Origin of the sequence: Dyadobacter sp. NIV53 (genome assembly GCF_019711195.1) — a bacterium.
GTDB lineage: Bacteria > Bacteroidota > Bacteroidia > Cytophagales > Spirosomataceae > Dyadobacter.
This window is the reverse complement of sequence record NZ_CP081299.1, coordinates 2,782,586-2,808,368: the sequence shown is the minus strand read 5'-3', so window position 1 is coordinate 2,808,368 and position 25,783 is coordinate 2,782,586. Positions and strand designations below refer to the sequence as shown.

The window sequence follows — 25,783 nt, the reverse complement described above, 5'->3', positions numbered from 1 at the left end:
GCCGGAATTCAATTTTGTTAAAAATACTATTTACTTTTCTTAGATTTTTTCTTCGAAGTAGTTATGGTCTGTGGAGATTTAGTCAGGTCGTTTACACGAATGTTCTTGAATTTAAGCGCTGAACCATGGCCTAGAAATCCTAAATAACCTTTTGTTCTGCTCAATCCCGGATGTTCGCGATGATCAGCGGTACCATTTTTACTGGCTTCTGCAAGATCTCCGTCAACAATTACAGTGCCGTTTAAAGTCACTTTAATTTTTGATCCCTGAACCCTTACTTCTTCGTAATTCCATTCGCCTAACGGTTTAAGGAATCCACGTTTTGCAGGAATAATTCCATAAGCTGATCCGTGATACTGGTATTCTTTCAGATCTTTATAGATATCCGCATCATTATCCAGAATCTGGATTTCTGTTCCGACATAAGCTGCATCGCCTTCCAACGGCGTGCGAATCCCTAAACCATTATTTGCACCTGGTGTTAACTGGAATTCGAAACGGAAATCAAAATCGCTGTATTCGTCTTTGGTAAACAGATTTCCCTTTCCTCCTCGTTTTGGATCAACAACCAACTCACCATTTTCAATAAAATAATCAGTCGTATTTCCCATCCATTCGAACATGTTGGTGCCATCAAACAAAACTTTAAAGCCTTCCTTTTTTTCTACATCGGAAAGTTGAAAAGGTTCTGGTCTTGTGATTTCACGAACATAAATATCACGGTAATTAATCTGGTTGCCATGTGCCTGTAATTCAATTTGTTCTTTGGCAAAAATAGGAAGGTTACGATCCCAGTAATTTTCCAGGATTACATTGTCAACCACATTTTCTCCGTTCAGATCAACCGAAACCCTGTCACCGATCATCGTGATGTGAAATGTGTTCCAGTCCCCGATTGCATTATCAGCTAGTTTGGTAGGCTTGCTTTGATTTTTAGTATTGTTATATAATCCGCCTGAACCAACCTGTGCACCCACATCCACCCGCGAAGTATCCCAGATCTGTACCTGCGGAGTACCACGTAAATAAATTCCTGCATCGCCGTCTTTTTGTATTTTCCAGTCTACATACATTTCAAAATCACCATACTGCTTCACAGTGGCCAAATTATCTCCATGCCCGGAGAATACAAGTTCACCATCTTTTGCATACCAGTCTTTTTTAGCAGCATCGTCTGCTTTTTTCTGTTTGGCAGCCAGTGTATCCGCACTCATTTTACCTCTTGCAATCGGATTTTCAACCAATCCTTTCCAACCTGTCAGATCTTTTCCGTTAAATAAAGCAACAAAACCATCTCCGGCTGGCATTTCTGCCAAATGCTTGCGGATAGATTCTTTCTGATATTCGCTGTCCTGTCCTTTCAAAACAGATGAAGTCTTAGTAAGCAATTCACGGGTTTTGGCGCCATAGAAATTTTTATTAGCCAAACCAATACTCATTACTGCCTGTGCAGCTGCTTGTTGTACTGCTGCATTATCCAGATACTCACCGGCAAAAAGCATGGCATTAAAAGTCTTGTATTTCGGCAGTTCTTTCAGGATCAATTCCTTTTGATCATCCGTTTTGGCAAGGCTCATAGCTTCACGAAGCATAATTACCTTGTTGACCGGCGTTTTAGCAGATTTTGAAATAGCTGCAACATATCCATTCAGAGCGGAATTCAGTTCCTCGGCGTCTGTTGTCTTTTTTGCAATAGCCAGCAACTCATTTGCTGCACTGGCATCTATCCAGGTCGACAAAGAACCAATTGCTGCTTTTTTAGTCGCTGCATCACCTGAATTAAAAGCGGTAACCACAGACGACAATGCTTTTTTACCACCTATTGTTGCCAGAACAGCCAGATAATTAGACTGTTTGCCAGCTGGTGATGCTGCTATTTGTTTTAAAATCAGATCGCTTTGTTTGCCTGCATCTCCTGATCCTTTAACGCCGGCACTAATGGCACTCTGAACGGCTGAAATTTCCTCAGTAGAAGAAATTGTGTTCAATAACTCAAATAAAGGAGGCAGATCATTGGAAGCTGCTACGGATTTCAAAGCGCTGAAAGCAGATTTTTTTACTTCCGGATCTGTACTTTTAAGCAAAGCAGTAATTACACTGAACTTTGAACTTGCACCTCTGGCAGCCAAAACATCAATTACCGCAGGTTGGGAAGTTACCGGCAACGAAGGAAGTGCAGTCGCCAGCATGTCGACTACATTGTTACCTTTCATAGTTAGTAAAGTGCTTTTTACTGTTTTTATTTCTTCTGCATTACCATTTTTCAATATTGGTATTAAACTTACAATACTGCTCTCCTGACCAATTTTTCCGGCTGCCCATATTGCTGCCAGTTTTACATTTTCATCTTTTGAACCCAACGACTTGATAACCGCCGGCAACGCATCTTTTGATTCAGCTCTTCCAAGCATCATTATAATTTCGGCCTGCACTTCCGGCTTTGCTTTTTTCATTGCATTAAGCCAGGGTGTAGTACCATCTGCCATCGTATATTTCTGACCTAATTTTAAAGCAGAAGCACGATATTGAGGATCTGTACTTTCCATTGCTTTTACCAAAACGGGTACACTTTCACGTTTCTTGCTGTCAGAATAAACTTTCAACGCCGAAGATCTGGTAGCAGTTTGTTCAGGTGCAGGAGTATTTTTTATTAATTCCAAAGCTGCTTTTTCAGCAATCGCGGTACTTCCGTTGCGTGCAAGGTTAGCTAAATATTTAATATAAACAGCTGTGGCATCAGCTTCGTCATAACGGTATAAAACCTTTTGCGCTGCTGCCATCAGGATGCTTTCGGATGAAGGAGCGCCCATTTCAGCCAGTGCAAACAAGCTTACTTTACGTAAATTCAAATCAGTACTTACTGCTGTTTTTTCAATTGCGGAAGCAGCTTCTTTATAGCGGCTTTCTCCAAGTGCTTCTATGATAGCAATCTGACTGGTTCCTTTTGCAGTGCCAAGAGCCTGAAGTAAAGCAGCACCGGATGCAGAAGAGGCAATTCTGGCCAAAGTTCTTGATGCCGGCCCGGCAAGTCTTTCGTCACTTAAATAAGATTTGAGAATATCAACGGATTCATCTTTTCCAACTGTTTGAAGCTGATAAATCAGAAAGTTTTTGCTATCCGGATCATTCACTTTCGATAGTGCTTCACCGTATGCTTCGGCAGCCATTTTACGCCATTCTTCCTTACCCGACTGAGTAGCAGCGTAGGTAAATCCACCCAACGCATACTGGATTTTTGTATTATCCCCTTTGCCGGGTGGTGTCAGCATGGAAGCGATCTGAACGAGACCTGATTTGCCGAGTCCGGCCAGCTCTTCCATATTTTTTTTGAGGCCAGCTGCATTTTCAGCCGGCACCTGAGCCAGTAAATCGGCTACTTTGGTAGTAAGAGTCCGGTTCTGGTCCGTCTGTGCTATTGCCTGAAAAACAAGCAGGCAAAGTATTAATAAAATATATACGTGTTTTTTCATATCAATTTTAGCTGTCAGCGATAAGCCATCAGTGATTATCTTTCTTTAAATTTAAAAACAGATCTGTATAACTATAAATGAGTTAATACCAAACAAACGGTATTAAATAGTCCACGGGCCGCGCATTGGCTGATTGACAAGCCGGTTTGCACCTTCGTCGTCAATAAATTCCTGTTTGTCCGGATCAAATTTTAATGAACGGCCGAGGCGAAGTGCAATCAGTCCCATATTTACAATGGTACATGAACGGTGCCCGTTTTCTTCATTCAATGCAAATTTTTTCCTGTTTTTAACAGCATCCACAAAATCCGTCACTTGTGGTTCCGGATCAGGAAAGGCAGCCAGTTTCTTTTCAATATCCTGAATGTCGGATTGGAAATTAGGATAAAGTTTTCCTTTTGGCCCTTCTATATATGGCACATTTTCATCTTTACCTTCACCATCCAGTACGATCTGGCAACCATCTGCATAGGTATAAGTGATCCGGCGCCAGGTGCCTACTGCTTCGGTGTGCTGCTGTGGTGCGTCAATTTCCACACTCACTGGACTCGTATCATCTTTTCCCAAAAAGTACTGGATCGGATCTATGTAATGCTGTCCCATATCACCCAATCCACCTCCATCATAATCCCAGTATCCGCGGAAAGTCTGGTGAACACGGTGGGCGCTATATGGTTTGTAAGGAGCTGGTCCAAGCCACATTTCATAGTCCAGTTCAGCCGGTACGGGTTCAGGTGCATTGTTGGTTTTGCCCACCCAGTAAAATTTCCAGTCGAAACCGGTATGCTTGCTAACGGTCACTTTCAAAGGCCATCCCAACATGCCGCTTTGTACCAATTTTTTGATTGGTTTTACAGTCGTTTTCATACCGTAAAAATTATCCTCAAAGCGGAACCAGGTATTTAGCCGGAATATCCTTCCATGCTGCTGAACTGCTTCTATTAGTTTTTTTCCTTCACCGATGGTGCGGGTCATAGGTTTTTCACACCAGACATCTTTTCCGGCGCGCGCTGCATCAGCAGCTATGATTCCGTGCCAGTGAGGAGGAGTTGCAACGTGGACAATGTCAATTTCAGGAAGCTGGATTAGTTCACGGTAATCAGAAAACGTTTTAACACCTTTCTCGACCATTCCTGCTGCTGTTTCCAAATGTTTTTTATCAACATCACAAAGAGCTACAACTTTGGTTCCGGCATAAGGGATATGCCCGCGGCCCATTGAACCAACTCCCACAATGGCTTTGGTTAACTGGTCACTTGGAGCAATAAATCCTTTTCCCAATACGTGGCGGGGAACAATTGAAAATGTGGCCAGCGTTGCCAGAGAACCTTTAATAAAGTTTCTCCTGGATGCAGAAGTGCCTTTCTTTTCTTTCATTAGTTAAGGGATATTTAGGAATTTTAAAAATTTTAATAAGTAAGCATGAAATTAGGATAATATTTAGAATGTAACAAAGGGACAAGTCTCATTATAGGTATTATTTCACTAATACTTATAATGGGACAATTATTCTTCTTATTAAGTCACCAATTAATGCAGGTGAAAAACTTATCAATGCCTATAAAACTGATAAGTTTCACAAAGGGATATTTCCGTGTTTCTTTTTGGGAAGGACATCCACTTTATTTTCAAGCATTGCAAAACCACGGATCAGTTTTTCGCGCGTTTGTTCCGGATATATTACTTCATCAATATAACCCCGGTGTGCGGCACGGTATGGATTGGCGAATTTTCTGGTGTATTCATCTACTTTTTCTTTCAGTTTTTCAGCTGGGTTTTCAGCTTCGGCAATTTCCCTTTTGAAGATAATTTCTGCTGCACCACTGGCGCCCATTACCGCAATTTCTGCACCTGGCCATGCAAAATTAAGATCTGCTCCAATATGTTTTGAATTCATGACATCGTAAGCCCCGCCGTATGCTTTGCGTGTAATGACGGTAATGCGCGGTACGGTTGCTTCGCAAAATGCATACAACAATTTGGCCCCGTTGGTGATAATTCCGTTCCATTCCTGATCTGTTCCGGGTAAAAAGCCAGGTACATCTTCCAGTACCAATAACGGGATATTAAAACAATCGCAGAACCTTACAAACCGTGCAGCTTTCTGGCTTGCATTAATATCCAGCACGCCCGCCAGAACAGCAGGCTGATTAGCAACAATCCCAATACTTCTGCCCGCAATTCTTGCAAAACCTACTACAATGTTCTCTGCAAAATGCGCATGCACCTCAAAGAAACTTTCATGATCGGCTACCTCGAAAATTATTTCCCGCATATCATAAGGCTGGTTTGGATGATCAGGAATGATACCGGACAAAACCGGACGGGATTCATTGTTTTCCTGATAGGATAGGCGGGGAGCGTCGTCTTCACAATTTTGGGGAACGTAGCTCAGTAATTTTCTGATCGCCAAAAGACATTCTACCTCATTGGGAGCAACAAAATGTGTTACACCTGATTTGGTTGCGTGTGTCATTGCGCCACCCAGTTCTTCCGATGTAACATCCTCATGGGTAACGGTTTTGACTACATTAGGCCCGGTTACGAACATGTAACTCGTATTTTCTACCATCAAAATGAAATCTGTAATCGCAGGAGAATACACTGCTCCACCAGCACATGGCCCCATTACTGCTGAAATTTGAGGAACAACACCTGAAGCAAGGGTATTTTTATAAAAAATATCAGCATATCCCGCCAGGGAAAGTACGCCTTCCTGAATTCGCGCACCTCCTGAATCATTCAATCCAACGACAGGAGCGCCGTTTTTCATAGCCATATCCATGATCTTGCAGATTTTTTCGGCGTGTGTTTCTGATAAGGAACCGCCAAATACTGTGAAATCCTGAGCGAAAATGTAGGTAAGGCGGCCGTTTATTTTACCATATCCGGTTACTACTCCGTCTCCCAGATAATGCTCCTTGTCCAATCCAAAGTCTTTGCTGCGGTGCATTACAAATTTGCCTATTTCTTCAAACGAATCTCTGTCTACCAATACTGAAATACGCTCCCGGGCCGTTAATTTTCCTTTTGCATGCTGTGCTTCAATTCGTTTAATGCCTCCGCCAAGACTTGCTTCTGCGTTTTTTTTATCTAAAAGCTCTTTTTTTGAAATTGAGGCAGATTTGGATTCCATGTAATACGGACGATATGGTTACATTTGTTATTGAACAGATCATAAATATAGTGTCATTTTTACTGATTCAGGAAATTATTGCGTGCTTATGAGGCGTATTGGCTGGTGCTTTTATTTTTTAACAGGATTCTTATTTATACTTACAGGAATCACCATTGCTCAGCCAACCGGCGGAAGAAATAAACTTGACTTTCTGCAATTGCCAACCCAGGCAAAAAGCACAGCACTTGGTACCAATCATTTTACCATTTCAGGTAACGACCCCGTTTTGTTTTTACAAAATCCTGCTCTTCTGGACTCCACCAAATCAGATAATGTTTCTGTAAACCTGATGCCTTATCTGGCTGATACAAAATTCGTAAATCTGGCTTACAGCAAAAGCCTGAAAAAATCAGGCGGAACCTGGGCCGTTGGGTTGCAATATCTCAACTATGGTACGATGCAGGAAACGGATGATATTGGAAATGTGATCGGGGAATTCAGGGCCGCGGACTATGGCTTGTCGGCCGGATACGGGCATACGATAGGGGCATTCACATTGGGTGCGACGGCCAAGCTTGTCGCTTCGTCGATAGAATCCTATACTGTTTGGGGGCTTGCAATGGATTATAGCGGGCTTTTTAAACATCCGGGACAGGATATGACAATTGGATTTGTTGTTAAGAATCTGGGCTTCCTGAAACAAAATTTTACCAGCATTTCTGATCCTGTTTTACCATTGGATATACGTGCAGGAATTACTTTTAAGCCGGAATATATGCCTGTACGGTTCTCGGCAACGGTTCATCATCTCAATAAATTTGATATGGTTTATAATGACCCGAACCTCTTTTACACCTACAATACCAACGGAAATAAAACACCTCGCAAAGTTGGCGTAGCCGAAAAATTGGGAAGGCACTTGTCCATCGGCACCGAACTTTTGATCCACCCACATTTTCGTGTATTGCTCGGTTATGATCACCTTCGGAGACAGGAACTGAAGCTGACGGACAAAGGCGCATTCACCGGATTTTCATTTGGAGCCTGGTTACGGATCAAAAGATTTGAAGTCAGTTATGGCCGTGCACAATACACTCCGGGTTTTGGAAGCAGTTCTTTGTCTATTGTAATGAACCTGAAAAACGGCTTTTCGGTGGAACGTGTGGCACCTAAACGGGTTTTATGAATTCAGGTTTTATGCCTGGGCTTTGCATTATTTAGAGTAGAACATTGCTGTTTATTACATAAACTCAATCCCACGGCAGGCGATCCTGAGGCAGGCGATCCTGCGGCAGGCGATCCTGTTAATCCTATAATCCTGTCCTAATATTATTCTAGCAAAATTATTATCAGTGAAACAGAAATCCTTTACAGAATTACTTTGCGCGAATCTTTTCCTTTCTATCAACCTCTGACATTTCAGTAAATACAGACACCTTATTACTCAATTTTTTCCACTACTTTTCCAGCTTCCAGCTTTATAAACCTGGTAACACAACCTGGAATTTCATTCAGATAATGCGAAACATAAATCAACGTTCTCTCCGGAGATTCACAAATAGCATCAACTACTGATTTAAAATATTCGATCGCTTCCGTATCCAGTCCCTGACAAGGTTCATCCAGAATTAGTAACGGAGGATTTTTAACCAAAGCCCTTGCCAGCAATACCAATCGCTGCTGGCCTTTTGATAATTGTGAAAAATCTTTTTCTATCAGCTCATGGACATGAAGCAATTCTGCCACTTCATGAACCCGTTCTGTTTGGATGTCAGTGAGTTTCTTGAAAAAGACCCCGGTTGCATCGAAAAAACCTGATGCTATGGTTTTGAAAACAGTTGTATTTCTTGGAAAATAAAGATGCAGTTCTGGTGAAACATGACCGATCTGCTGTTTGATATCCCAGATAGAAGCGCCTGTCCCACCTCGTTTTTTATCGAACAGATCAAAATCATTCGCAAAACGTTGCGGATTATCGGCAGTGATGATACTTAGCAATGTTGATTTTCCGGAGCCATTTGCGCCGGATAGCGCCCATTTTTCTCCCTTACGGATTTTCCAGTTGATGCCGTTTAGGATTTGCTCGTTGCCATAACGCACAGTAATGTTGCGGAGATCAAGTGTGTTTTCGAAATTTGTAAAAACAGGCTGACCGAAATGCAAAAGTTTAGCAGGATCAGGTTTGGGCAAATGATGTGACCCGATAGCCTGTTTTTTGAACTCCCGGACCGCTGAAATTCTTTCAATATGACCTGCATTTAATTCCAGGACATTAGTAATACAAGGTGGAATTTCCGTAGCAGTTGTAGCCATAATGATCGTAACACCCGATAACGAGAGTGTATCCAGTGCATTACGAAGTACTTCCCTGGAATGTACATCCAACCCGCTGAATGCGTTGTCCAGCAATAGTATACGTGGATTTTTTAGTAAAGATTTGGCAATTAACATGCGGCGTGTTTCACCATTGGAAAGCGTAACAAACGGATGATCCAGTAAATGCGTTAAGGAAAGCAATTTACTGATTTTATCAAGATTGTCCTGGTCAACTTTTGAAGGTGGAAGCTTTACTGAGTTTTCATTGATCGTACCAACCGGTTTGAGCTGGTCGGTTAATACAGCCCGCAAAGTGGGTGCGCGTTCGGCCTCGTAAGCATGAAAACGTTGCTGGTAATATTCTGCACCCGCACTTACGATCCGGTTAAATGAATAATCATTGGAAACCAATTCAATCATTTCGCGCAAAGGCTGATCCCAGGCGTATTTTATTTTCCCCTTCCAAACCGGCCATTTCCCTGCAATAATATCTAGCAAAATAGTCTTGCCTGCTCCGTTGGGGCCAGTTATAGCCCAATTCTCACCAGGCTCAATATTCCAGGAAATATTAGTTAATACTGTGGTCTCATATTTACGAACGGAAACATCTTGAATGATAATGGCAGTCATGCAGTATAAAATCGGATCAGATAGTGAAGCCGGAAAAAAGTTGGGTTCCGGATTAAATTACAGAATTACAAAGATTAGAAGTTTGGCTGTAATCTAAAACAGAAAAAGCATCTCATTTTGGAGATGCTTTTTCTGTTTAAACAAATATCTTCTTTACTATCTTCAGATCAATGATGCATTGCAAAATTAAATTCCTTCAAAATCTGATCAGTAAATGCCGTAATATCGTCCGCATTACGGCTTGTGATCAGGCCATTGTGTGTAATAACTTTTCTGTCTATCCAGGTGGCGCCTGCATTTTCCAGATCAATCCTTATAGAAGCAAAAGAAGTAAGTGTCCTTCCGTTCACGACGTCGGCGTCGATCAATAATTGCGGGCCATGGCATATAGCAGCTACCGGTTTATTGGATAAGAAAAATGAACGTACAAATTCTATTGCCGTCAGATTCAGCCTTAATGAATCTACACTCATTACCCCGCCTGGTAATACCAGCGCGTCGTAATACTCTGAGCGCGCTAATTGCAACGGTACATCTACTTTATGTGTTTGTCCCCAGTCAACCCTGTTCCAGCCTTTCACAAAATCTTTAAGTGGGTGAAATAACATGAGCAACAGCACCGTTATCTTTTAGGACTTTTCTGGGGCACGTCATTTCGACTTGCTCAAATCCGTCCGCAACCAATATCGCAACTTTGAGTGAATTTGATGAATGTTCCATAGCTAAGGGGTTGAAATGGTGGGTAAGATTATTTTGCTAATTAATTGTACAAAAAGTATGCCAATGTAATTTTACATTTATTTAATAGTATGGCTAGAAAGTATTGTAGAAATTAACCACATGTGCGGCTGTTACCTCGAAAATGTGAGATATTGCAAAATAAAAAGAGCGGCCTTTTGAGCCGCTCTTTTATCAATATAATTATTCGGTGATTATATCTCTACGCCACCGACATTTTCAAATATCAGATCACCCTTTGAATTAAGCTCCATCATGATGACAGAATCCTTGGCAACCTGTCCGCTTAATATACCTTTTGAAAGTTCATTCAGGATCTGACGTTGCAATACACGTTTTAAAGGACGCGCTCCGAAAGCAGGATCAAATCCTTCCTCACTGAGTTTTGTAAGCGCTTCGTCAGTTGCATCCAGCGTAACTCCCTGTTCCATCAGCATACTTTGAATGCTTTTGAACTGAATATCAACAATCTTACGAATGTTCTTCATAGATAATGGTTCAAAAAGGACGATCTCATCGATACGATTAAGAAACTCAGGGCGGACTGATGCTTTCAGAAGATCGAGCACCGCCCGTTTGGCTTCTTCAACAATTAATGTATGGTTCCAGCCTTCGTCTTCTGCGTATTTTTCCTGAATAATATGACTGCCGATATTAGAAGTCATAATAATGATCGAATTTTTGAAATTGGCTACGCGGCCTTTATTATCAGTCAGCCGGCCTTCATCCAAAACCTGCAATAAAATATTCCAGACATCCGGATGTGCTTTTTCGATCTCGTCCAAAAGAATAACGCTGTATGGTTTCCGGCGTACAGCCTCTGTCAATTGTCCGCCTTCGTCATAACCCACATATCCCGGAGGAGCCCCCACCAAACGGCTTACAGCGTGCCTCTCCTGATATTCGCTCATGTCGATACGTACCATCGCATTCTCATCATTGAACAGATATTCCGCCAGTGTTTTTGCCAGTTCAGTTTTACCTACACCCGTTGGCCCAAGAAACAGGAAACTTCCGATCGGTTTTTTTGCATCCTGCAATCCGGCCCGGCTACGTCTTACTGCATCTGAAACCATTTCTATCGCTTCATCCTGTCCGGCAACGCGCTGATGTAGATGTGCTTCCAGCTGCAGCAATTTTTCTCTGTCGCTCTGAAGCATTTTACTAACCGGGATTCCTGTCCATTTGGCAACTACCTCAGCAATATTTTCAGGCGTAATCTCCTCCTGCATCAGGCTTTCGGTATTTTCTGCTTTCTGTAATTCGGCCAGTTTTGCGTTCACCTCCGGAATCCGTCCGTAACGTATTTCAGCTACTTTGCCAAAATCACCCGAACGCTCAGCCTGTTCAGCTTCCAGTCTTAATTGTTCAGATTGTTCTTTAAGGGAACGGACTTCATTTACTTTTCCTTTTTCGTTTTCCCACTGTGCTTTCAACGCATTCCGGGTTTCACTCAGATCAGCAATTTCTTTGTTCAGAATCGTTTCCTTATCCTTATTGTTTTCACGGCGGATAGCTTCGCGTTCAATTTCCAGCTGCATGATCCGGCGGTTCATCTCATCAAGTTCTTCCGGTACGCTGTCCATTTCCAGGCGCAATTTGGAAGCCGCTTCGTCCATTAAATCAATGGCTTTATCCGGTAAAAAACGATCACTGATATAACGGCTTGAAAGTTCAACGGCCGCTATAACCGCATCATCCTGAATTCGCACACCATGATGCAGTTCATATTTTTCTTTAATACCACGCAGGATACTTATAGCGTCCGGAATACTTGGTTCATCCACTACCACAACCTGGAAACGGCGTTCCAGTGCTTTATCCTTTTCCATGTATTTCTGATACTCTTTCAGCGTAGTAGCGCCAATTGCGTGCAATTCACCACGTGCTAATGCCGGTTTCAGCAGATTAGCCGCATCCATCGCACTTTCACCGCCGCCACCTGCACCCACCAATGTGTGGATTTCATCAATAAAAAGTACAATCTCACCTTCGGAATCCGTGACTTCTTTAATAACTGCTTTCAGCCGTTCTTCGAATTCACCTTTGTATTTGGCACCAGCGATCAGCAATCCCATATCCAGGGATACAACGATTTTGGATTTAAGGTTTTCAGGTACATCACCTTGTACAATTCTTTGCGCCAGGCCCTCGACGATAGCTGTTTTACCAACACCCGGCTCACCTATAAGGATCGGATTATTTTTGGTGCGACGACTTAAAATTTGTAATACACGACGTATTTCTTCATCACGGCCAATTACCGGGTCAATCTTACCGGATTTAGCCAGTTCATTCAAATTTTTACTGTACCGTTCCAGAGAACGATACTTTGCTTCTGCATTTTGATCTTTCACGGGATTATTTTTACCTCTCAGTTCTTTTATGGCGTTAATCAAATCTTTTTCCTTAAAACCTACTTCTTTCATCATGGTAGCGGTGGAATCTTTTCCACTCAGAATACCCAATATAAGAAGTTCAATGCTTATGAATTCATCACCGAATTCCTTCAGATAATTCTGCGCTTTACCGCTTGCTGCGGCCATATCATTGCCTAAATATGGCTGGCCACCGCTTACATGCGGATAACTCTCCAAAATCTTCTGCAGTCGCGTATTCAGTATCTCAGGACTTATATTTAACTGATTAAGAATGAACAGAGAAGTATTCGGATCTTCTTCTAAAATTGATTTTAATACATGACCCGTTTCAATAGCCTGTTGTTGGTTTCCCTGGGCCATTTGCGCAGCATGCTGTATAACTTCCTGCGCCTTGATGGTATATTGGTTAAAATTCATGGCGTTAATATTATGTGTGATTAAGGTTTACATATTTACCAAAAAGGATGTACCAGAATAATTAACCGGAAATTTTGACCGGAATTTCAATTATTAATGCATTTAAATGCCATTTTGACCGGAATAAAAGGTTTTATTATCAACCCAATCTGTTACTTATCGGATTACACTGAAATGATAGTGCTCAAATTATGATATAGGAATGCATAATTAGCTGAAAGAACAATTGTTAACACTCAAAATATGATTGAATTTGTAGTAATAGTTAGCGGAAAAGATGAAAATTCAGGTGCGATCTAAAAAACATAAAATTTTGAGCAATATAGCCGGATAGATGTCCGGCTATTTTTATAATATTGTAGTCCTGATAAAACCCTTAATTATTACTAATGACGACGATTGCAGCTCCACGTTCTAATTTTTCACATTTATTCAGTGCCCCGGTTATTGTAGCCGCCCTTGGTTATTTCGTTGATATTTATGATCTCCTCCTCTTCGGAATTGTACGCCTGCCAAGTTTGGCTTCGCTGGGATTGTCCGAAGCTGATATTTCGAAAGTAGGTGCCAGTATCTTGAACTGGCAAATGACAGGATTATTGATCGGAGGTATCTTATGGGGTGTTTTGGGAGATAAGAAAGGCCGGTTATCGGTTTTGTTTGGTTCTATCATCACTTATTCAATTGCTAATATTGCCTGCGGTTTTGTGCAGGATCCGACTACTTATAAATTGTTGCGCTTCGTTGCAGGTATAGGCCTAGCCGGAGAACTTGGAGCTGGTATTACACTGGTTTCAGAGATATTGCCCAAACATCTTCGTGCAATCGGAACTTCTCTTGTTGCTGGTATTGGCTTGCTGGGAGCAGTTGTTGCTTACTTTACCGTCGAATATTTCAGCTGGCGATATGCATATTTTATCGGCGGAGGCCTTGGAATTTCACTTCTTTTGTTGAGGATCGGCGTTTTTGAATCCGGTATTTTCAAAGATCTTAAAAATCAGAAACACATACAAAAAGGAAATTTCTTTTCATTGTTCAATAATAAAGACAGATTGAGCCGGTATCTGAAATGCATCGGAATTGGTTTGCCTACCTGGTTTGTAATTGGGATTCTTGCCACTTTCAGCAATGAATTTGGAAAAGCACTTGGCATTGCAGAACCCGTAAAACCTGGACTTTCGATCATGTGGTGTTACGTTGGGCTTTCAATTGGTGACCTGTCGAGCGGATTTTTAAGCCATTGGCTCGAATCAAGGAAAAAAGCTGTATTTTATCTAATGATTTTTACGTTAATATTCAGTGGCGTTTATTTATATGCAGGCGTTAACACTGCGGCACATTTATACACAGTTGCAGGATTCTTAGGATTCGGAATTGGATATTGGGCAATGTTTGTAACTATTGGAGCTGAGCAATTTGGTACTAACCTACGCGCAACGGCAGCAACGACGGTTCCAAACATGGTTAGAGGTACAGTAGTGTTGATGACTACATTGTTTGCATCTTTTAAAGAATCTTTTTCCGTATTGAATTCAGGGGCGCTGGTTGGGGTAATATGCTTTTTTATTGGTATTTACTGTATTCTGACAATTCCTGAAACGCACGGACGGGATTTGGATTTTCTGGAAGAATAAGACAAACCTATTACGCATGATCCAGGTCGTGTTCTGTGTTTGTACAAAACTATCAATTATTCACCTTTCAAATAAAACAAGAAATGGAAAGACGCGTGGCGCTTAAAAATATGGCTGCGGCTGTGGGCGTAATGGCGGGTTTGCCATCCTGGGCATCAGGGTGGAGCAAAAGTTCTTTACCTGGGAATATTTTACTTTCAGCCGATGAGTCAGCAATTTTGACAGGTGTGGTAGAAACTATTATTCCTAAAACGGATACACCCGGAGCAGGAGAACTTGGCGTAGGCGGGTTTGTGCAAAAAATGGTGAAGGATTGTTACGATAAAAAAGCACAGGATAATCTGGCAAAAGGAGTTAGTAATCTCGAATCTCAAAGTCAGAAAAATTTCGGGAAATCGTTTGCTGCTGCTAATAAAGATCAGAAAATGCACCTTCTTCAGGAAATAGAAAAGAGCAGTGACGCGGATCAGAAGGCATTTTTAGGAATGGTAAAAAACCTGACCATCCAGGGTTACATGAATTCAGAATATGTAATGACAAATATTACGCATTACGAAATGATTCCGGCGCGTTATCATGGGTGTGTGCCGGTGAACAAGGGATGATGGATGATGGAAGGAAAGGAAGAAAGTCATAATCGGACTCCATTTCTTTCAGCCATTTAAATCATAATCTTAAATTAATATGGAAAGGCGGTGAAATGATTTGCGAATGTGCATCCTCCATCCCCCTATGCGGGCCACCCTATGCGGGTCACCCTTTGCGGGCCACCCTATGCGGGCCACCCTTTCCTCCATTCTCCTAATAATATATGGCAAATTTCAATATAGATAGTAAAAAAGCCCGTACCTACGATGCCATTGTAATTGGCTCAGGAATCAGTGGCGGGTGGTCGGCAAAAGAGCTGACTGAAAGAGGTTTGAAAACACTGGTTCTGGAACGCGGCCGTGATGTGAAGCATATTGTGGATTATCCGACTACGAACATGATGCCATGGGAATTCGAACACCGTGAGCGTTTGCCGCTTGCTGTTACCGAAGCTAATCCGATTGCAAGCAGGTGTTATAATTTCAAAGAGTCGTCCGCGCACTTTTTTGCTAAGGACAATGAACATCCTTACATACAGGAAAAACCTTTTGACTGGATTCGCGGCTATCAGGTAGGAGGGAAGTCGTTGCTTTGGGCCAGACAAACACAACGTTGGAGTAAATACGATTTTGAAGGTCCGGCGCGGGACAAATTTGCCGTGGAATGGCCGATTGGCTATGACGATATTGCACCATGGTATAGCCATGTGGAAAAATTTGCGGGTATTACAGGGAATAAAGACGGACTTGATACACTTCCGGATGGAGAGTTCCTGAAACCACACGAATTAAATTGTGTGGAAAAATATTTTAAAGAACAGGTTGCAAAACAATATAAAGACCGTCACATCATAATCGGCCGTGCTGCCCATATTACTGAACCTAAGCAGATTCATCTTGATCAGGGCCGTGCACAATGTCAGAACCGCACGATGTGTGAACGCGGTTGTCCTTTTGGAGGGTATTTCAGCAGTAATGCATCGACACTTCCATGGGCAATGAAAACAGGAAATATGACGCTTCGTCCGCATTCTGTTGTTCATTCTGTTATTTATGATGAAAAACTGCAGAAGGTAACCGGCGTACGCGTGATCGATTCCAACACAAAGGAAATGATGGAATTTTATGCCAGTATCATCTTTGTAAATGCAGCTGCTTTAAATACGAACCTGATCCTGATGAACTCCACTTCATCACGTTTCCCAAATGGACTGGGAAATGATAGCGGTGTGTTGGGTAAGTACATTGCTTTCCACAATTACCGCGCAAGTATATCGGGTGAATATGAAGGATTCCTGGATTCTACCACGGACGGACGAGTTCCGAATAGCGGTTATATTCCCCGCTTCCGTAATGTTTACAAGCAGGAAACAGATTTTCTCAGAGGTTATGCGGCGGGATTTGGTGCCGGCCGCGAGACTTATTCAGACCATAATGGTATGGGAGAATCTTTGAAAGCGAATTTGTTAAAAACCAACTATGGCAACTGGAGTGTTGGTTCACACATGATGGGCGAGACGATTCCAAAAGAAAGTAATTATGTTGCTCTGGATAAAGTCCTGAAAGATCCGTTTGGTATGCCGATGCTCAAAATTAATGTCGGTTACGATGATAATGATGAGAAAATGATCAAGGATTATCTAGAGCAGGTTACTGAAATGTTTACCAATGCCGGTTTCAAAAATATCAAATCGCACGACGGCCACAGAAATCCTGGCAATGACATCCACGAAATGGGTGGTGTACGTATGGGAAAGGATCCGAAAACCTCCATGCTGAATAAATGGAACCAGTTACATGCGGCAAAAAATGTGTTTGTAACAGATGGTGCAAGTATGACTTCCACTTCCACCCAAAACCCTTCATTAACTTATATGGCATTTACAGCAAGAGCAGTTGATCATGCAGTGAAAGAAATGAAGGCTAAGAATTTGTAATTAAAATATTCCAACAGAAGAACCGTCATCGGAAGCGATGGCGGTTCTTTTTTTGCTTTTGTTATTGCATAAAAAAAGTATTTAATTTTTTTATGCTAAGACTAAGGGAAACTAAGTGCAAAAAAGTCTTTACATTATTACATAACAAAAGACTCACATGCGCGATCCTTTGCTCAACGAAGAACCTAAGCCAGCGAATCCATTTGTGTCAATAATACACGAAGAAAAAACAGGTTCGGGACAGGTTGATTCTGCTGTATTTTTGAAGTCAACATTTGAGCAGGATCCTGCAAAAGGGCTGGAATTACTCTTTAGGAGATTTTACAATCCGCTGTGCAGCCACGCAGTGCGTTTTGTATATTCCAAACAAATTGCCGAGGATCTGGTCAGTGAAGTTTTTTTTCAATTTTATCGTACTAAGGCATACGAAAATATTAACACCTCTTATACCAGTTATCTTTTCAGGTCGGTACGTAATGAATGTTATACGTATATGCGCAGAGAGTTCGGTAAAACTGATTCTCTTGAAACAAATACTGAGAATGCTATTTCTACCAGCCATCAGCAGCCGGATGCTGAAATTCACTACAATAATCTTTTTCTGAAGGTTAATGAAGTGATAGGGAAACTTCCTGCACAATGCCAGCGGGTCTTTCTCATGAGCAGGTTTGAAAATAAAAAATACCATGAAATAGCCAATGAACTCCATATTTCACCCAAAACTGTGGAAGTACATATCTCCAAAGCATTAAAACATTTACGTTCTGCCTTGCATGGTGAATGGATGACTTCATGCCTCCTGACTTTATTAAGTTCTTTCTGCATTGCACTTTAATAAAGCCTTTTTTCCAATCAGTGTTGATCATTGAAACACAACTGAAATGAAAGCATCTATATCAAAATATGTACTTTTTGAATACCTGTCCGGGCGTTCTAATCCACTGGAAAGGCAGTTGGCCGAGGAGTGGATCAGAAGGGAAGAAAACTCGGATACTTTTTATCAATGGGTGCTGGAATATGAAACGCGCTCTCCGCAGTTCATACCAAATCAGGACAATGCCATTGAACTTTTGCTTCCAGAAAATTCATGCAGATATCGATCAGGATAATAACAGCAATGAAACAGGATCAGATATTAATCAGGATCAATTTGGATCCAATGCTTTTAAGAGATTTTTGCTGGTTGCGGCTTCAATTTTATTGGTTGGAGGCTGCGGATGGTGGTTTCGTGAGCCGATTCAATACAAGACATACCAGACTGGCTATGGACAAACGACGGATCTGTACCTGGAAGATGGCAGCCGCGTTGCTTTGAATGCAAATTCAATCCTGAAAATACCCCGTTTCGGATTTAACAGTGAGGTGCGGGAAGTATTTCTGAAAGGTGAGGGTGAATTTACGGTCAGTCATACGATTGATAATAAAAGGTTTGTAGTTAAAACATCGGATTCATTTCAGGTTGAAGTACTGGGTACCCAATTCTCTGTTTTTGCCCGCCCGAGAAGTACCAAGGTTGCATTGCGTTATGGGAGTGTCCGTATAGATTATGCCCATAAAGAGCAAAGAAAAGAAGTAATGATGGAACCGGGCGATCTGGCTATTCTGGATCATGATGGTTCTGTTCAGCTGGAAAAACACCAGGACACAAAAACTTTTGCCGCCTGGAAAGATCAGCGTTATGTCTTTAATTCCACATCTGTCAGAGAGATATCATCCATGTTAGAAGAAAATTTCGGGATACACGTCCATATAGCCGAGCGCTCTATAGCGGCACGGACTATCACTGGCAATTTCGAAACAAAAACTGCGGATGAGCTTTTGAAAACAATGTCGGAAGTACTGGATCTGAACATCCGGACTTCCGGCGATTCTGTCTTTATATCTAATTACTAAATCATCTAAACCTTTTAATTATGCAACTAAAATTATCCGCTAAGCAATGGGTGGGAATTGGGTTGGTACTGATGACGCAGTCGCAACAGATTGCTGTTTCTCAGACAATTGCCTTTGCTTCCATGCCTGTAAGGCAACCTGTTTCGATAAGACAGGAAATGATGCTCAAAAATGTATTGCTTGAACTGCAGAAACACTATGGTGTTGAAATTGTATTTGAAGACAAACTGGTTGGTTCGGTTAACGTAGCTGCAAATTCACTGGATCTAAGCCAGCCGATTGAAAAAAACCTGGATTTAATTCTTAAACAGAATGGATTAAAATATAAAAAGACAAGGAAAAACACTTTTGTCATTACGGAAAACAAAGAAAAAACAAGTGATTCTTCTAAAGACGAAAAGAAGGAATCAGCATCAGTTCCACAGGAAATAAGTACAGAATTAAGCCTTGCTACTAGTATTGCTGCTCCGGCTATAGTTGATAAAACGATAAAAGGAAAAGTTTCAGACGAGAAAGGTACAGGATTACCTGGTGTAAGTGTTGTTTTAAAAGGTACGCAGAAAGGAACATCTACCGAAGCCGACGGTGGCTTTCAAATTGACGTTCCTGATTCCGGGCCATCCGTTTTGGTTTTTAGTTTTGTAGGATATAAATCACAGGAAGTTAATTTAGGAAATCAAACTGCTATAAATGTCAGTATGGCTCCTGATGAAAATGCGCTGGATGAAATCGTTGTTGTTGGTTATGGTGCGGTAAAAAAATCAGACTTAACAGGTGCCGTTGGTACTGTAAAAGCAGAAGCCTTGCAGGAACGTCCGGCTTCTTCGCTAAACCAGGGGCTCTCGGGACGGGTAACCGGTGTGAATGTATCTTCAAACTCGGGCCGCCCGGGTGGAAGGGCTAATATCCGTATTCGTGGTGCGAGTTCTTTGAGTGTATCCAATAATCCTTTGTATGTAATAGACGGAGTAATTCTAAATGCAGTTGATCTGCAAAATGGCAGTACACCAATCGATTATATTAATCCCAATGATATTGCCTCTATCGAGGTACTCAAAGATGCTTCTTCAACCGCAATCTATGGTGCCCGCGGCGCAAATGGTGTAATTTTGGTTACGACCAAACGCGGAACTACAGGAGGTGGAAAAGTTACTTATGATACTGATTTCAGTATTAGCGTTGCTCCAAAAAAATTAAAACTGCTTAATTCAAAAGAATTTCTGGCTACAGAAGATCTTGCCTACGCCAATGCTGCAAAGTACGATCCGGTAGGTTGGGCAACAGGTACCAAATATACCGATCCAAAAACCAAGAGAACCAATCCGAAACTATTCGATTCACAGGGAAATCCATTGTACGATACAGATTGGCAGGATGAGTCATTTCAAAAGGCTTTTTCGCAGAACCATCAGCTGGGCCTTACAAACGGTAATGAAAAAGGAAGCTATGGTGCCTTTGTAAATTATCGTAATCAGGACGGAATTGCACGCGGCTCATGGCAGAAAAGATTTTCAGGCCGTTTCGTATTTGATACCCAGATTAAAAGCTGGCTGAAAGTAGGAGGTACTTTGGGTTACACGGATCAGAATGAAAAGCAGGTCGATCAGCTTGACGGCGGCGGTATTACCATGATGCGCCAGGTTTTGGAAGAATTGCCTATTATCCCTGTAAAATATGCAGATGGATCCTGGGCCAGCAACAGGGATTATCCAGGTATGGAAGGTGGAGATAATCCGTTACGGGTTTCTGCCGACAGATTGTATTATCTGCGTACTCAAACCATGTTGGGTAACATGTATGCTACTTTTCATATCGCTGATGATCTTGAATTGAAATCAACGGTTGGTACCAATGTGATCAACCAGAGAAATGATTATTTCGCAGCGAAGGGAATGCAGTATATTTCAGACAACGGCGATGCTTATGTCCGTAATAACAGGTACAATTCATGGCAGTTTGAGAATTACCTGACTTACAATAAAGAATTTGCCAAAATACATTCTTTAAATGCTATGGCTGGTCTGTCCTGGCAGCACGTGGACCGTTTTGAAAATTATGCGGGAACACAGGGTTTCAGCGATACTTATTTCCAGTTTAATAATCTTGGTGCCGGGTCAAGCCCTCAGGCTCCTTCTTCCAACGGACAGGCTTATGGATTGAATTCCTATTTTGCGCGTTTGAATTATGGTTTGCTTAATAAGTACCTGGTAACTTTTACAGGACGTTTAGATGGGTCTTCTAAATTCGGTGCAGCTAATCAGTATGCCTTTTTTCCATCTGCTGCACTCGCATGGCGGGTTACAGAAGAAAACTTCATGAAGAATGTGCCTGCCATTTCAAATCTGAAACTTAGGACCAGTTACGGAGCAACAGGTAATTCAGAAATTCCTGCTTACCGGGCACTTGCGGGTATGGATAACTATAATGTGATTTTTGATGGCGCACGTAATATCGGTATTGGTATAGCACGAATGTCCAATCCTAATTTGCAATGGGAAAAAACCCGTCAGGTCGATTTTGGATTAGAACTGGGTTTATTCTCGAACAGGCTGAATTTTGAACTGGATCTATACCATAGAAAGGTAAATGATATGTTGCTGAATGCGCCTTTGCCATTGAGCAGTGGATATTCAAGCATTTTTTCCAACATTGGAAGTATGGAAAATAAAGGGGTTGAATTTGCAGTGAACGCTACTGTATTAAAAATGGGTGATTTCTCATGGAACACGACTTTCAACATTTCGGTGAACAAAAATAAAGTACTGGCCTTGTCTGGCGGCAGTGATATATTTTCTGGTAATGGGGTAATAAGAGTAGGCGAGCCGGTTGGTTCTTTCTTTGGAAGGGTACATCTGGGTACCTGGGGAAGCAACGAAGCTGAGCAGGCAAAGAAATACAATATGCTGCCTGGTGATGTGAAATACCAGGATCTTAATAATGACGGTACAATTAATGATAACGACCGGACCATTATTGGAAAAGGTATTCCTGACGGATTCGGAACCTTCCTGAACACTTTCCAGTACAAGGGATTATCTCTGACGGTGGATCTGCAATACATGTATGGTAACGATGTACTCGACAGAAGTATTCACTCTGCGGAAGACAGACAAGGCATTGCCAATAGTTACAAAACAGTATTGAATGCCTGGACAGAAACCAACCAGAATACGCCAATTGCGCAAATTCGTCCTATCAACGCCTATTATACAACCAATAATGACAGCCATAAAGTAACAGATGGATCTTTCATACGTGGACGTAACCTGTTATTGGCTTATTCTTTTTCATCGGTAGTTACTTCTAAGCTGAAACTGGATCGGTTAAGAGTATATGGTTCTGTTCAGAACTTCTTTGTTGTGACAAAATTCAAAGGATATGATCCCGAAGTATCCAACTCCAGTGCTCCTTTCGATCAGGGGCTGACATTATATGATTACCCAAAACCAAGGGTATTTATGCTGGGACTTAATATTGGATTTTAATTTAATTCAGACTTTTAAAGGAGAAATAATGAAAGGAATAACAAAAAAATATAGACTGCTGGCGATGATTGCCGGCACATTATGGTTAGCAGGCTGTTCAGATTTTCTTGATGAATCGGATCCAAGTAGTTTCACTGTTGAAAATTATTTTACTAAACCGGAACATGCAAGGAGTTCTGTAAATGCCATTTACCTCGCTATGCGTGATCCCATTATGAATAGTGGCTTTGGAGGGGCTGACTGGTCAATGACGGAATTTGCTACCGGATTAGCCTCAACAGATTTAGGCCAGGCAGTAAATAGTTATTTTGTAAAGGATCTTAGAAATACTTCTGACAACGCTTACAGCCGTGATTATTGGGCATCCTACTATAAAGGTATTGCCAATGCCAATCTTTCTATTACTAAGATTCCTACCATTACAATGGATGCTACCGAAGCTACCAAACTTTTGGGAGAAGCTCATTTCCTTAGGGCCTGGTATTATTTTAATCTTGTAAGATTATTTGGCAGCATTCCATTAATTACAGAACCTATTACACTGGAATCGGAACAGCTGAGACCAACTCAGGCTAACCCTGATGATGTGTACAACCTGATTGTGGAAGATTTGAAAACGGCTGAGGCCGCCGGATTGCCCTGGGCTGATGCGTCGGGTAAGGTGAGTACTGGTGCTGTAAAATCATTGCTGGCAAAAGTATATCTTACTATGGCTGGCTTCCCTTTACAAAAAGGTGCCGAATACTATGACCTTGCGTCAAAAAAATCCAAAGAAGTAATTGACTCTAAGCAATTTAAGCTTTTTACTACATATGATGACCTGCACAACCCAACAAAGAAGAATATTGAAGAAAATATTTTCATGATCCAGTTCCGGACGCAAATTCTTCCTGGTAGCTGGCAAGGGTTTATCATCCCTTACAACAAAAATATTTCGGCATATTCTGACGAAACCGGTGGGCTTTATGCTAATGCAGACTTTGTAAAATCGTTTGATCCTGCGGATTTGCGTGCAAAGGAAAAACAGTTTTTCTTTACAAAATTCACAAATCAGTCGGACAGAAATCTGGAAGTGAATTTAGGAGGTTATTTTATTTATAAACATTTTGATGTAACCGCTCAGACTACCACTGCGAATAGTGATCTTAACTGGCCTGTGATTCGTTACGCCGACGTATTGTTGATGTATGCCGAAGCATCCAACGAAGTAAGCGGCCCGGCTGCTGATGCTTATGATGCGGTCAATGCAACAAGAACCAGAGCACAATTGCCAAAGCTGACAGGTTTGTCAAAAGATCAGTTCCGGGAAGCAGTGTGGAAGGAACGCTGGTACGAATTGTGTTATGAAAATATTACCTGGTTTGATATGGTTCGCCTTCGCAAGGCATTCAATGTAACTTCAAAGACATTTGATAATTATGTTGGGCATAAATTTTCTTACGGCCCTGTTTTAACTGAAAGAGAGCTTTTATTCCCTATCCCGACTGCCGAACTGAGAAACAATACGAACCTGGTGCCTACTCCGGGATATTGATTTATTTCTCTGGTAAATAGTATGTCGTACCGGTTGTTTCGATAGCCAGGGCCAGGCTTAATAATAGGCCGTGTAAAAGGGAAGATGTCAGTAACGAAAAAAGAAGCGCCGGGATTCCAGCGCTTCTTTTTCGTTACAATATAGTTGAAGTATGCTTAGATAAACCTGTTGATCAGATTTTCAAGATATTCCTGTCTTCCTGAAATTGTAGCTGGTTCACCTTTTGCAGCAGCCAGTTCGAAAAGATCTTCAAGTTTCAGTTTTCCACCTTCAAATTCCGATCCTTTTCCACCATCAAAACTTGCATAACGATCTGTTCTGATTTTGTCATACTCACCGTTTTTTCTGATTTTGTCAGCAATTACCAACGCACGTGCTACTACATCCATACCACCAATATGTGCATGGAAAACATCAGCTACGTCAGTAGAGTTACGACGGCGTTTAGCATCAAAATTGATACCGCCACCTTTTAAGCCGCCTGCCTGTAAAATTACCAGAAGTGCTTTTGTCCATTCTGCAATGTCGTTCGGGAACTGATCTGTATCCCAGCCATTTTGATAATCTCCGCGGTTCGCATCAATTGATCCTAAAATGCCTGCATCAGCAGCAACCTGTAACTCATGTTCGAATGTATGTCCGGCCAGTGTTGCATGGTTAACTTCCAGGTTCAAAGCAAAATCCTCTAAAAGATCATGCTGGCGAAGGAAACCGATTACCGTAGCTGCATCATAGTCATACTGATGTTTTGTTGGTTCGCAAGGTTTCGGTTCGATAAAGAATTTACCGGTAAATCCTTTTCCTCGTGCATAGGAAACAGCCATTTTCAGCATTTGAGCAAAATGATCCTGCTCCCGTTTCATATCTGTATTAAGCAAAGTCATATAACCTTCGCGACCTCCCCAGAATACGTAATTTTCACCTCCTAATGCAATTGTTGCGTCCAGCGCCATTTTAATCTGGGCACCTGCGTGGGTCACTACGTCAAAGTCAGGATTGGTTGAAGCACCATTCATATAACGGTGGTGGCCGAATAAATTAGCAGTTCCCCAAAGCAGCTTCACGCCTGAATCTTTTTGTTTTTGGGCAAGATATTCAGTTAGTGTCTGCATGCGTTTTTCATTGCTGCGCACGTCACTTTCGTAATCAACTACGTCAAGATCGTGAAAGCAATAATAAGGAGCACCAAGTTTTGTAATTAATTCAAAAGCAGCATCTGCTTTGTCTTTAGCACGATCAACTGCATCTGCTTTTTTATCCCATGGATAAAATAACGTTTGACCTCCAAAAGGATCTCCTCCGTTTCCGCAGAATGTATGCCAGTATGCAACAGCAAAACGAAGATGTTCCTTCATCGTTTTGCCATCAATAATACGATTTTCATCATACCAGCGATAAGCTAACGGATTGTCTGATTCGGGGCCTTCGTATGCGATTTTCCCGATGCCTTTAAAATACTCCTGATCTCCAAGTAGTATGCTCATTTGTTGTTATTGTTAATCGTTTTGTAAATACTTCAGTTCTTCACCAGATGTGCTTAATAGCTTAAATATTCAATCCTTTAACTTCTGATTTAATAATAAGTGTACTATTGACATTTCATACTGCAATACTAGTACTTTTTTCTGAAAATATTGCAACCTAAA

General features: G+C 41.6%; 17 protein-coding genes. 9 read left to right on the top strand and 8 right to left on the bottom strand.

Features of this window, described 5'->3' with window-relative positions; all coding sequences use genetic code 11:
• Positions 1-26: 26 nt before the first annotated feature.
• The 3 genes from KZC02_RS11285 to KZC02_RS11275 all read right to left on the bottom strand — a co-directional run bounded on the left by KZC02_RS11285 (position 27) and on the right by KZC02_RS11275 (position 6,606).
• Positions 27-3,470, bottom strand: a complete 3,444-nt coding sequence (locus tag KZC02_RS11285; protein ID WP_221394198.1) for a family 16 glycoside hydrolase — start codon at positions 3,468-3,470, stop codon at positions 27-29.
• Positions 3,471-3,572: 102 nt separating this feature from the next.
• Positions 3,573-4,847: a Gfo/Idh/MocA family oxidoreductase gene (locus KZC02_RS11280; protein WP_221394197.1), complete on the bottom strand. Its 1,275-nt coding sequence runs from the start codon at positions 4,845-4,847 to the stop codon at positions 3,573-3,575.
• 199 nt (positions 4,848-5,046) lie between these two features.
• Entirely contained in the window at positions 5,047-6,606 is a 1,560-nt protein-coding gene (locus KZC02_RS11275) for an acyl-CoA carboxylase subunit beta (protein ID WP_221394196.1), read from the bottom strand.
• A gap of 88 nt (positions 6,607-6,694) precedes the next feature.
• On the opposite strand from KZC02_RS11275, the gene porQ reads away from it, so the two are divergent.
• Positions 6,695-7,774: a type IX secretion system protein PorQ gene (porQ, locus tag KZC02_RS11270; RefSeq protein ID WP_221394195.1), complete on the top strand. Its 1,080-nt coding sequence runs from the start codon at positions 6,695-6,697 to the stop codon at positions 7,772-7,774.
• A 254-nt stretch (positions 7,775-8,028) separates the two neighbouring features.
• Here the strand turns inward: porQ and KZC02_RS11265 are convergent, their stop codons facing one another.
• The 4 genes from KZC02_RS11265 to clpB form a co-directional block, all read right to left on the bottom strand.
• Positions 8,029-9,534 (bottom strand): ATP-binding cassette domain-containing protein, encoded by a 1,506-nt coding sequence (locus tag KZC02_RS11265; protein ID WP_221394194.1) that lies wholly within the window; start codon positions 9,532-9,534, stop codon positions 8,029-8,031.
• A 167-nt stretch (positions 9,535-9,701) separates the two neighbouring features.
• A complete protein-coding gene (locus tag KZC02_RS11260) occupies positions 9,702-10,142 on the bottom strand; it encodes a DJ-1/PfpI family protein (RefSeq protein WP_310590432.1) in 441 nt (146 codons plus the stop codon).
• Entirely contained in the window at positions 10,123-10,254 is a 132-nt protein-coding gene (locus KZC02_RS32895; protein ID WP_310590431.1) for a hypothetical protein, read from the bottom strand. Before KZC02_RS32895 ends, KZC02_RS11260 begins: the two co-directional genes overlap by 20 nt.
• 212 nt (positions 10,255-10,466) lie before the next feature.
• The gene (gene clpB, locus KZC02_RS11255) at positions 10,467-13,070 is read right to left on the bottom strand and encodes an ATP-dependent chaperone ClpB (protein WP_221394193.1); all 2,604 of its coding nucleotides are present in this window, start codon (positions 13,068-13,070) and stop codon (positions 10,467-10,469) included.
• A 389-nt stretch (positions 13,071-13,459) separates the two neighbouring features.
• Here clpB and KZC02_RS11250 point away from each other — a divergent pair, with 389 nt between their 5' ends.
• The 8 genes from KZC02_RS11250 to KZC02_RS11220 all read left to right on the top strand — a co-directional run bounded on the left by KZC02_RS11250 (position 13,460) and on the right by KZC02_RS11220 (position 24,137).
• Complete coding sequence (locus KZC02_RS11250) at positions 13,460-14,701, top strand: MFS transporter (RefSeq protein ID WP_221394192.1); 1,242 nt, start codon at positions 13,460-13,462, stop codon at positions 14,699-14,701.
• Between the two features lie 83 nt (positions 14,702-14,784).
• Positions 14,785-15,306 (top strand): gluconate 2-dehydrogenase subunit 3 family protein, encoded by a 522-nt coding sequence (locus KZC02_RS11245; RefSeq protein WP_229254187.1) that lies wholly within the window; start codon positions 14,785-14,787, stop codon positions 15,304-15,306.
• A 206-nt stretch (positions 15,307-15,512) separates the two neighbouring features.
• Positions 15,513-17,225 (top strand): GMC oxidoreductase, encoded by a 1,713-nt coding sequence (locus KZC02_RS11240; RefSeq protein WP_221394191.1) that lies wholly within the window; start codon positions 15,513-15,515, stop codon positions 17,223-17,225.
• Between the two features lie 157 nt (positions 17,226-17,382).
• Positions 17,383-18,060 carry an RNA polymerase sigma-70 factor gene (locus KZC02_RS11235; protein ID WP_221394190.1) on the top strand — a complete coding sequence of 226 codons (678 nt, stop codon included), beginning with the start codon at positions 17,383-17,385 and terminating at the stop codon, positions 18,058-18,060.
• Positions 18,061-18,106: 46 nt separating this feature from the next.
• A complete protein-coding gene (locus KZC02_RS31725; RefSeq protein WP_229254185.1) occupies positions 18,107-18,334 on the top strand; it encodes a hypothetical protein in 228 nt (75 codons plus the stop codon).
• Positions 18,282-19,118 carry a FecR family protein gene (locus KZC02_RS11230; protein WP_229254183.1) on the top strand — a complete coding sequence of 279 codons (837 nt, stop codon included), beginning with the start codon at positions 18,282-18,284 and terminating at the stop codon, positions 19,116-19,118. The genes KZC02_RS31725 and KZC02_RS11230 overlap by 53 nt, the downstream gene beginning before the upstream one ends.
• 20 nt (positions 19,119-19,138) lie before the next feature.
• Positions 19,139-22,603, top strand: a complete 3,465-nt coding sequence (locus KZC02_RS11225; RefSeq protein ID WP_221394189.1) for a SusC/RagA family TonB-linked outer membrane protein — start codon at positions 19,139-19,141, stop codon at positions 22,601-22,603.
• A 28-nt stretch (positions 22,604-22,631) separates the two neighbouring features.
• A complete protein-coding gene (locus KZC02_RS11220) occupies positions 22,632-24,137 on the top strand; it encodes a RagB/SusD family nutrient uptake outer membrane protein (protein WP_221394188.1) in 1,506 nt (501 codons plus the stop codon).
• Positions 24,138-24,292: 155 nt separating this feature from the next.
• Here the strand turns inward: KZC02_RS11220 and xylA are convergent, their stop codons facing one another.
• Positions 24,293-25,621, bottom strand: a complete 1,329-nt coding sequence (gene xylA, locus KZC02_RS11215) for a xylose isomerase (protein ID WP_221394187.1) — start codon at positions 25,619-25,621, stop codon at positions 24,293-24,295.
• Positions 25,622-25,783 lie beyond the last annotated feature (162 nt).

Bases quoted from the DNA above. Each gene is read 5' to 3' on its own strand.
- KZC02_RS11285 (WP_221394198.1), bottom strand. From the start codon at position 3,470: ATGAAAAAACACGTATATATTTTATTAATACTTTGCCTGCTTGTTTTT.
- KZC02_RS11280 (WP_221394197.1), bottom strand. From the start codon at position 4,847: ATGAAAGAAAAGAAAGGCACTTCTGCATCCAGGAGAAACTTTATTAAA.
- KZC02_RS11275 (WP_221394196.1), bottom strand. From the start codon at position 6,606: ATGGAATCCAAATCTGCCTCAATTTCAAAAAAAGAGCTTTTAGATAAA.
- porQ (WP_221394195.1), top strand. From the start codon at position 6,695: ATGAGGCGTATTGGCTGGTGCTTTTATTTTTTAACAGGATTCTTATTT.
- KZC02_RS11265 (WP_221394194.1), bottom strand. From the start codon at position 9,534: ATGACTGCCATTATCATTCAAGATGTTTCCGTTCGTAAATATGAGACC.
- KZC02_RS11260 (WP_310590432.1), bottom strand. From the start codon at position 10,142: ATGTTATTTCACCCACTTAAAGATTTTGTGAAAGGCTGGAACAGGGTT.
- KZC02_RS32895 (WP_310590431.1), bottom strand. From the start codon at position 10,254: ATGGAACATTCATCAAATTCACTCAAAGTTGCGATATTGGTTGCGGAC.
- clpB (WP_221394193.1), bottom strand. From the start codon at position 13,070: ATGAATTTTAACCAATATACCATCAAGGCGCAGGAAGTTATACAGCAT.
- KZC02_RS11250 (WP_221394192.1), top strand. From the start codon at position 13,460: ATGACGACGATTGCAGCTCCACGTTCTAATTTTTCACATTTATTCAGT.
- KZC02_RS11245 (WP_229254187.1), top strand. From the start codon at position 14,785: ATGGAAAGACGCGTGGCGCTTAAAAATATGGCTGCGGCTGTGGGCGTA.
- KZC02_RS11240 (WP_221394191.1), top strand. From the start codon at position 15,513: ATGGCAAATTTCAATATAGATAGTAAAAAAGCCCGTACCTACGATGCC.
- KZC02_RS11235 (WP_221394190.1), top strand. From the start codon at position 17,383: ATGCGCGATCCTTTGCTCAACGAAGAACCTAAGCCAGCGAATCCATTT.
- KZC02_RS31725 (WP_229254185.1), top strand. From the start codon at position 18,107: ATGAAAGCATCTATATCAAAATATGTACTTTTTGAATACCTGTCCGGG.
- KZC02_RS11230 (WP_229254183.1), top strand. From the start codon at position 18,282: ATGCCATTGAACTTTTGCTTCCAGAAAATTCATGCAGATATCGATCAG.
- KZC02_RS11225 (WP_221394189.1), top strand. From the start codon at position 19,139: ATGCAACTAAAATTATCCGCTAAGCAATGGGTGGGAATTGGGTTGGTA.
- KZC02_RS11220 (WP_221394188.1), top strand. From the start codon at position 22,632: ATGAAAGGAATAACAAAAAAATATAGACTGCTGGCGATGATTGCCGGC.
- xylA (WP_221394187.1), bottom strand. From the start codon at position 25,621: ATGAGCATACTACTTGGAGATCAGGAGTATTTTAAAGGCATCGGGAAA.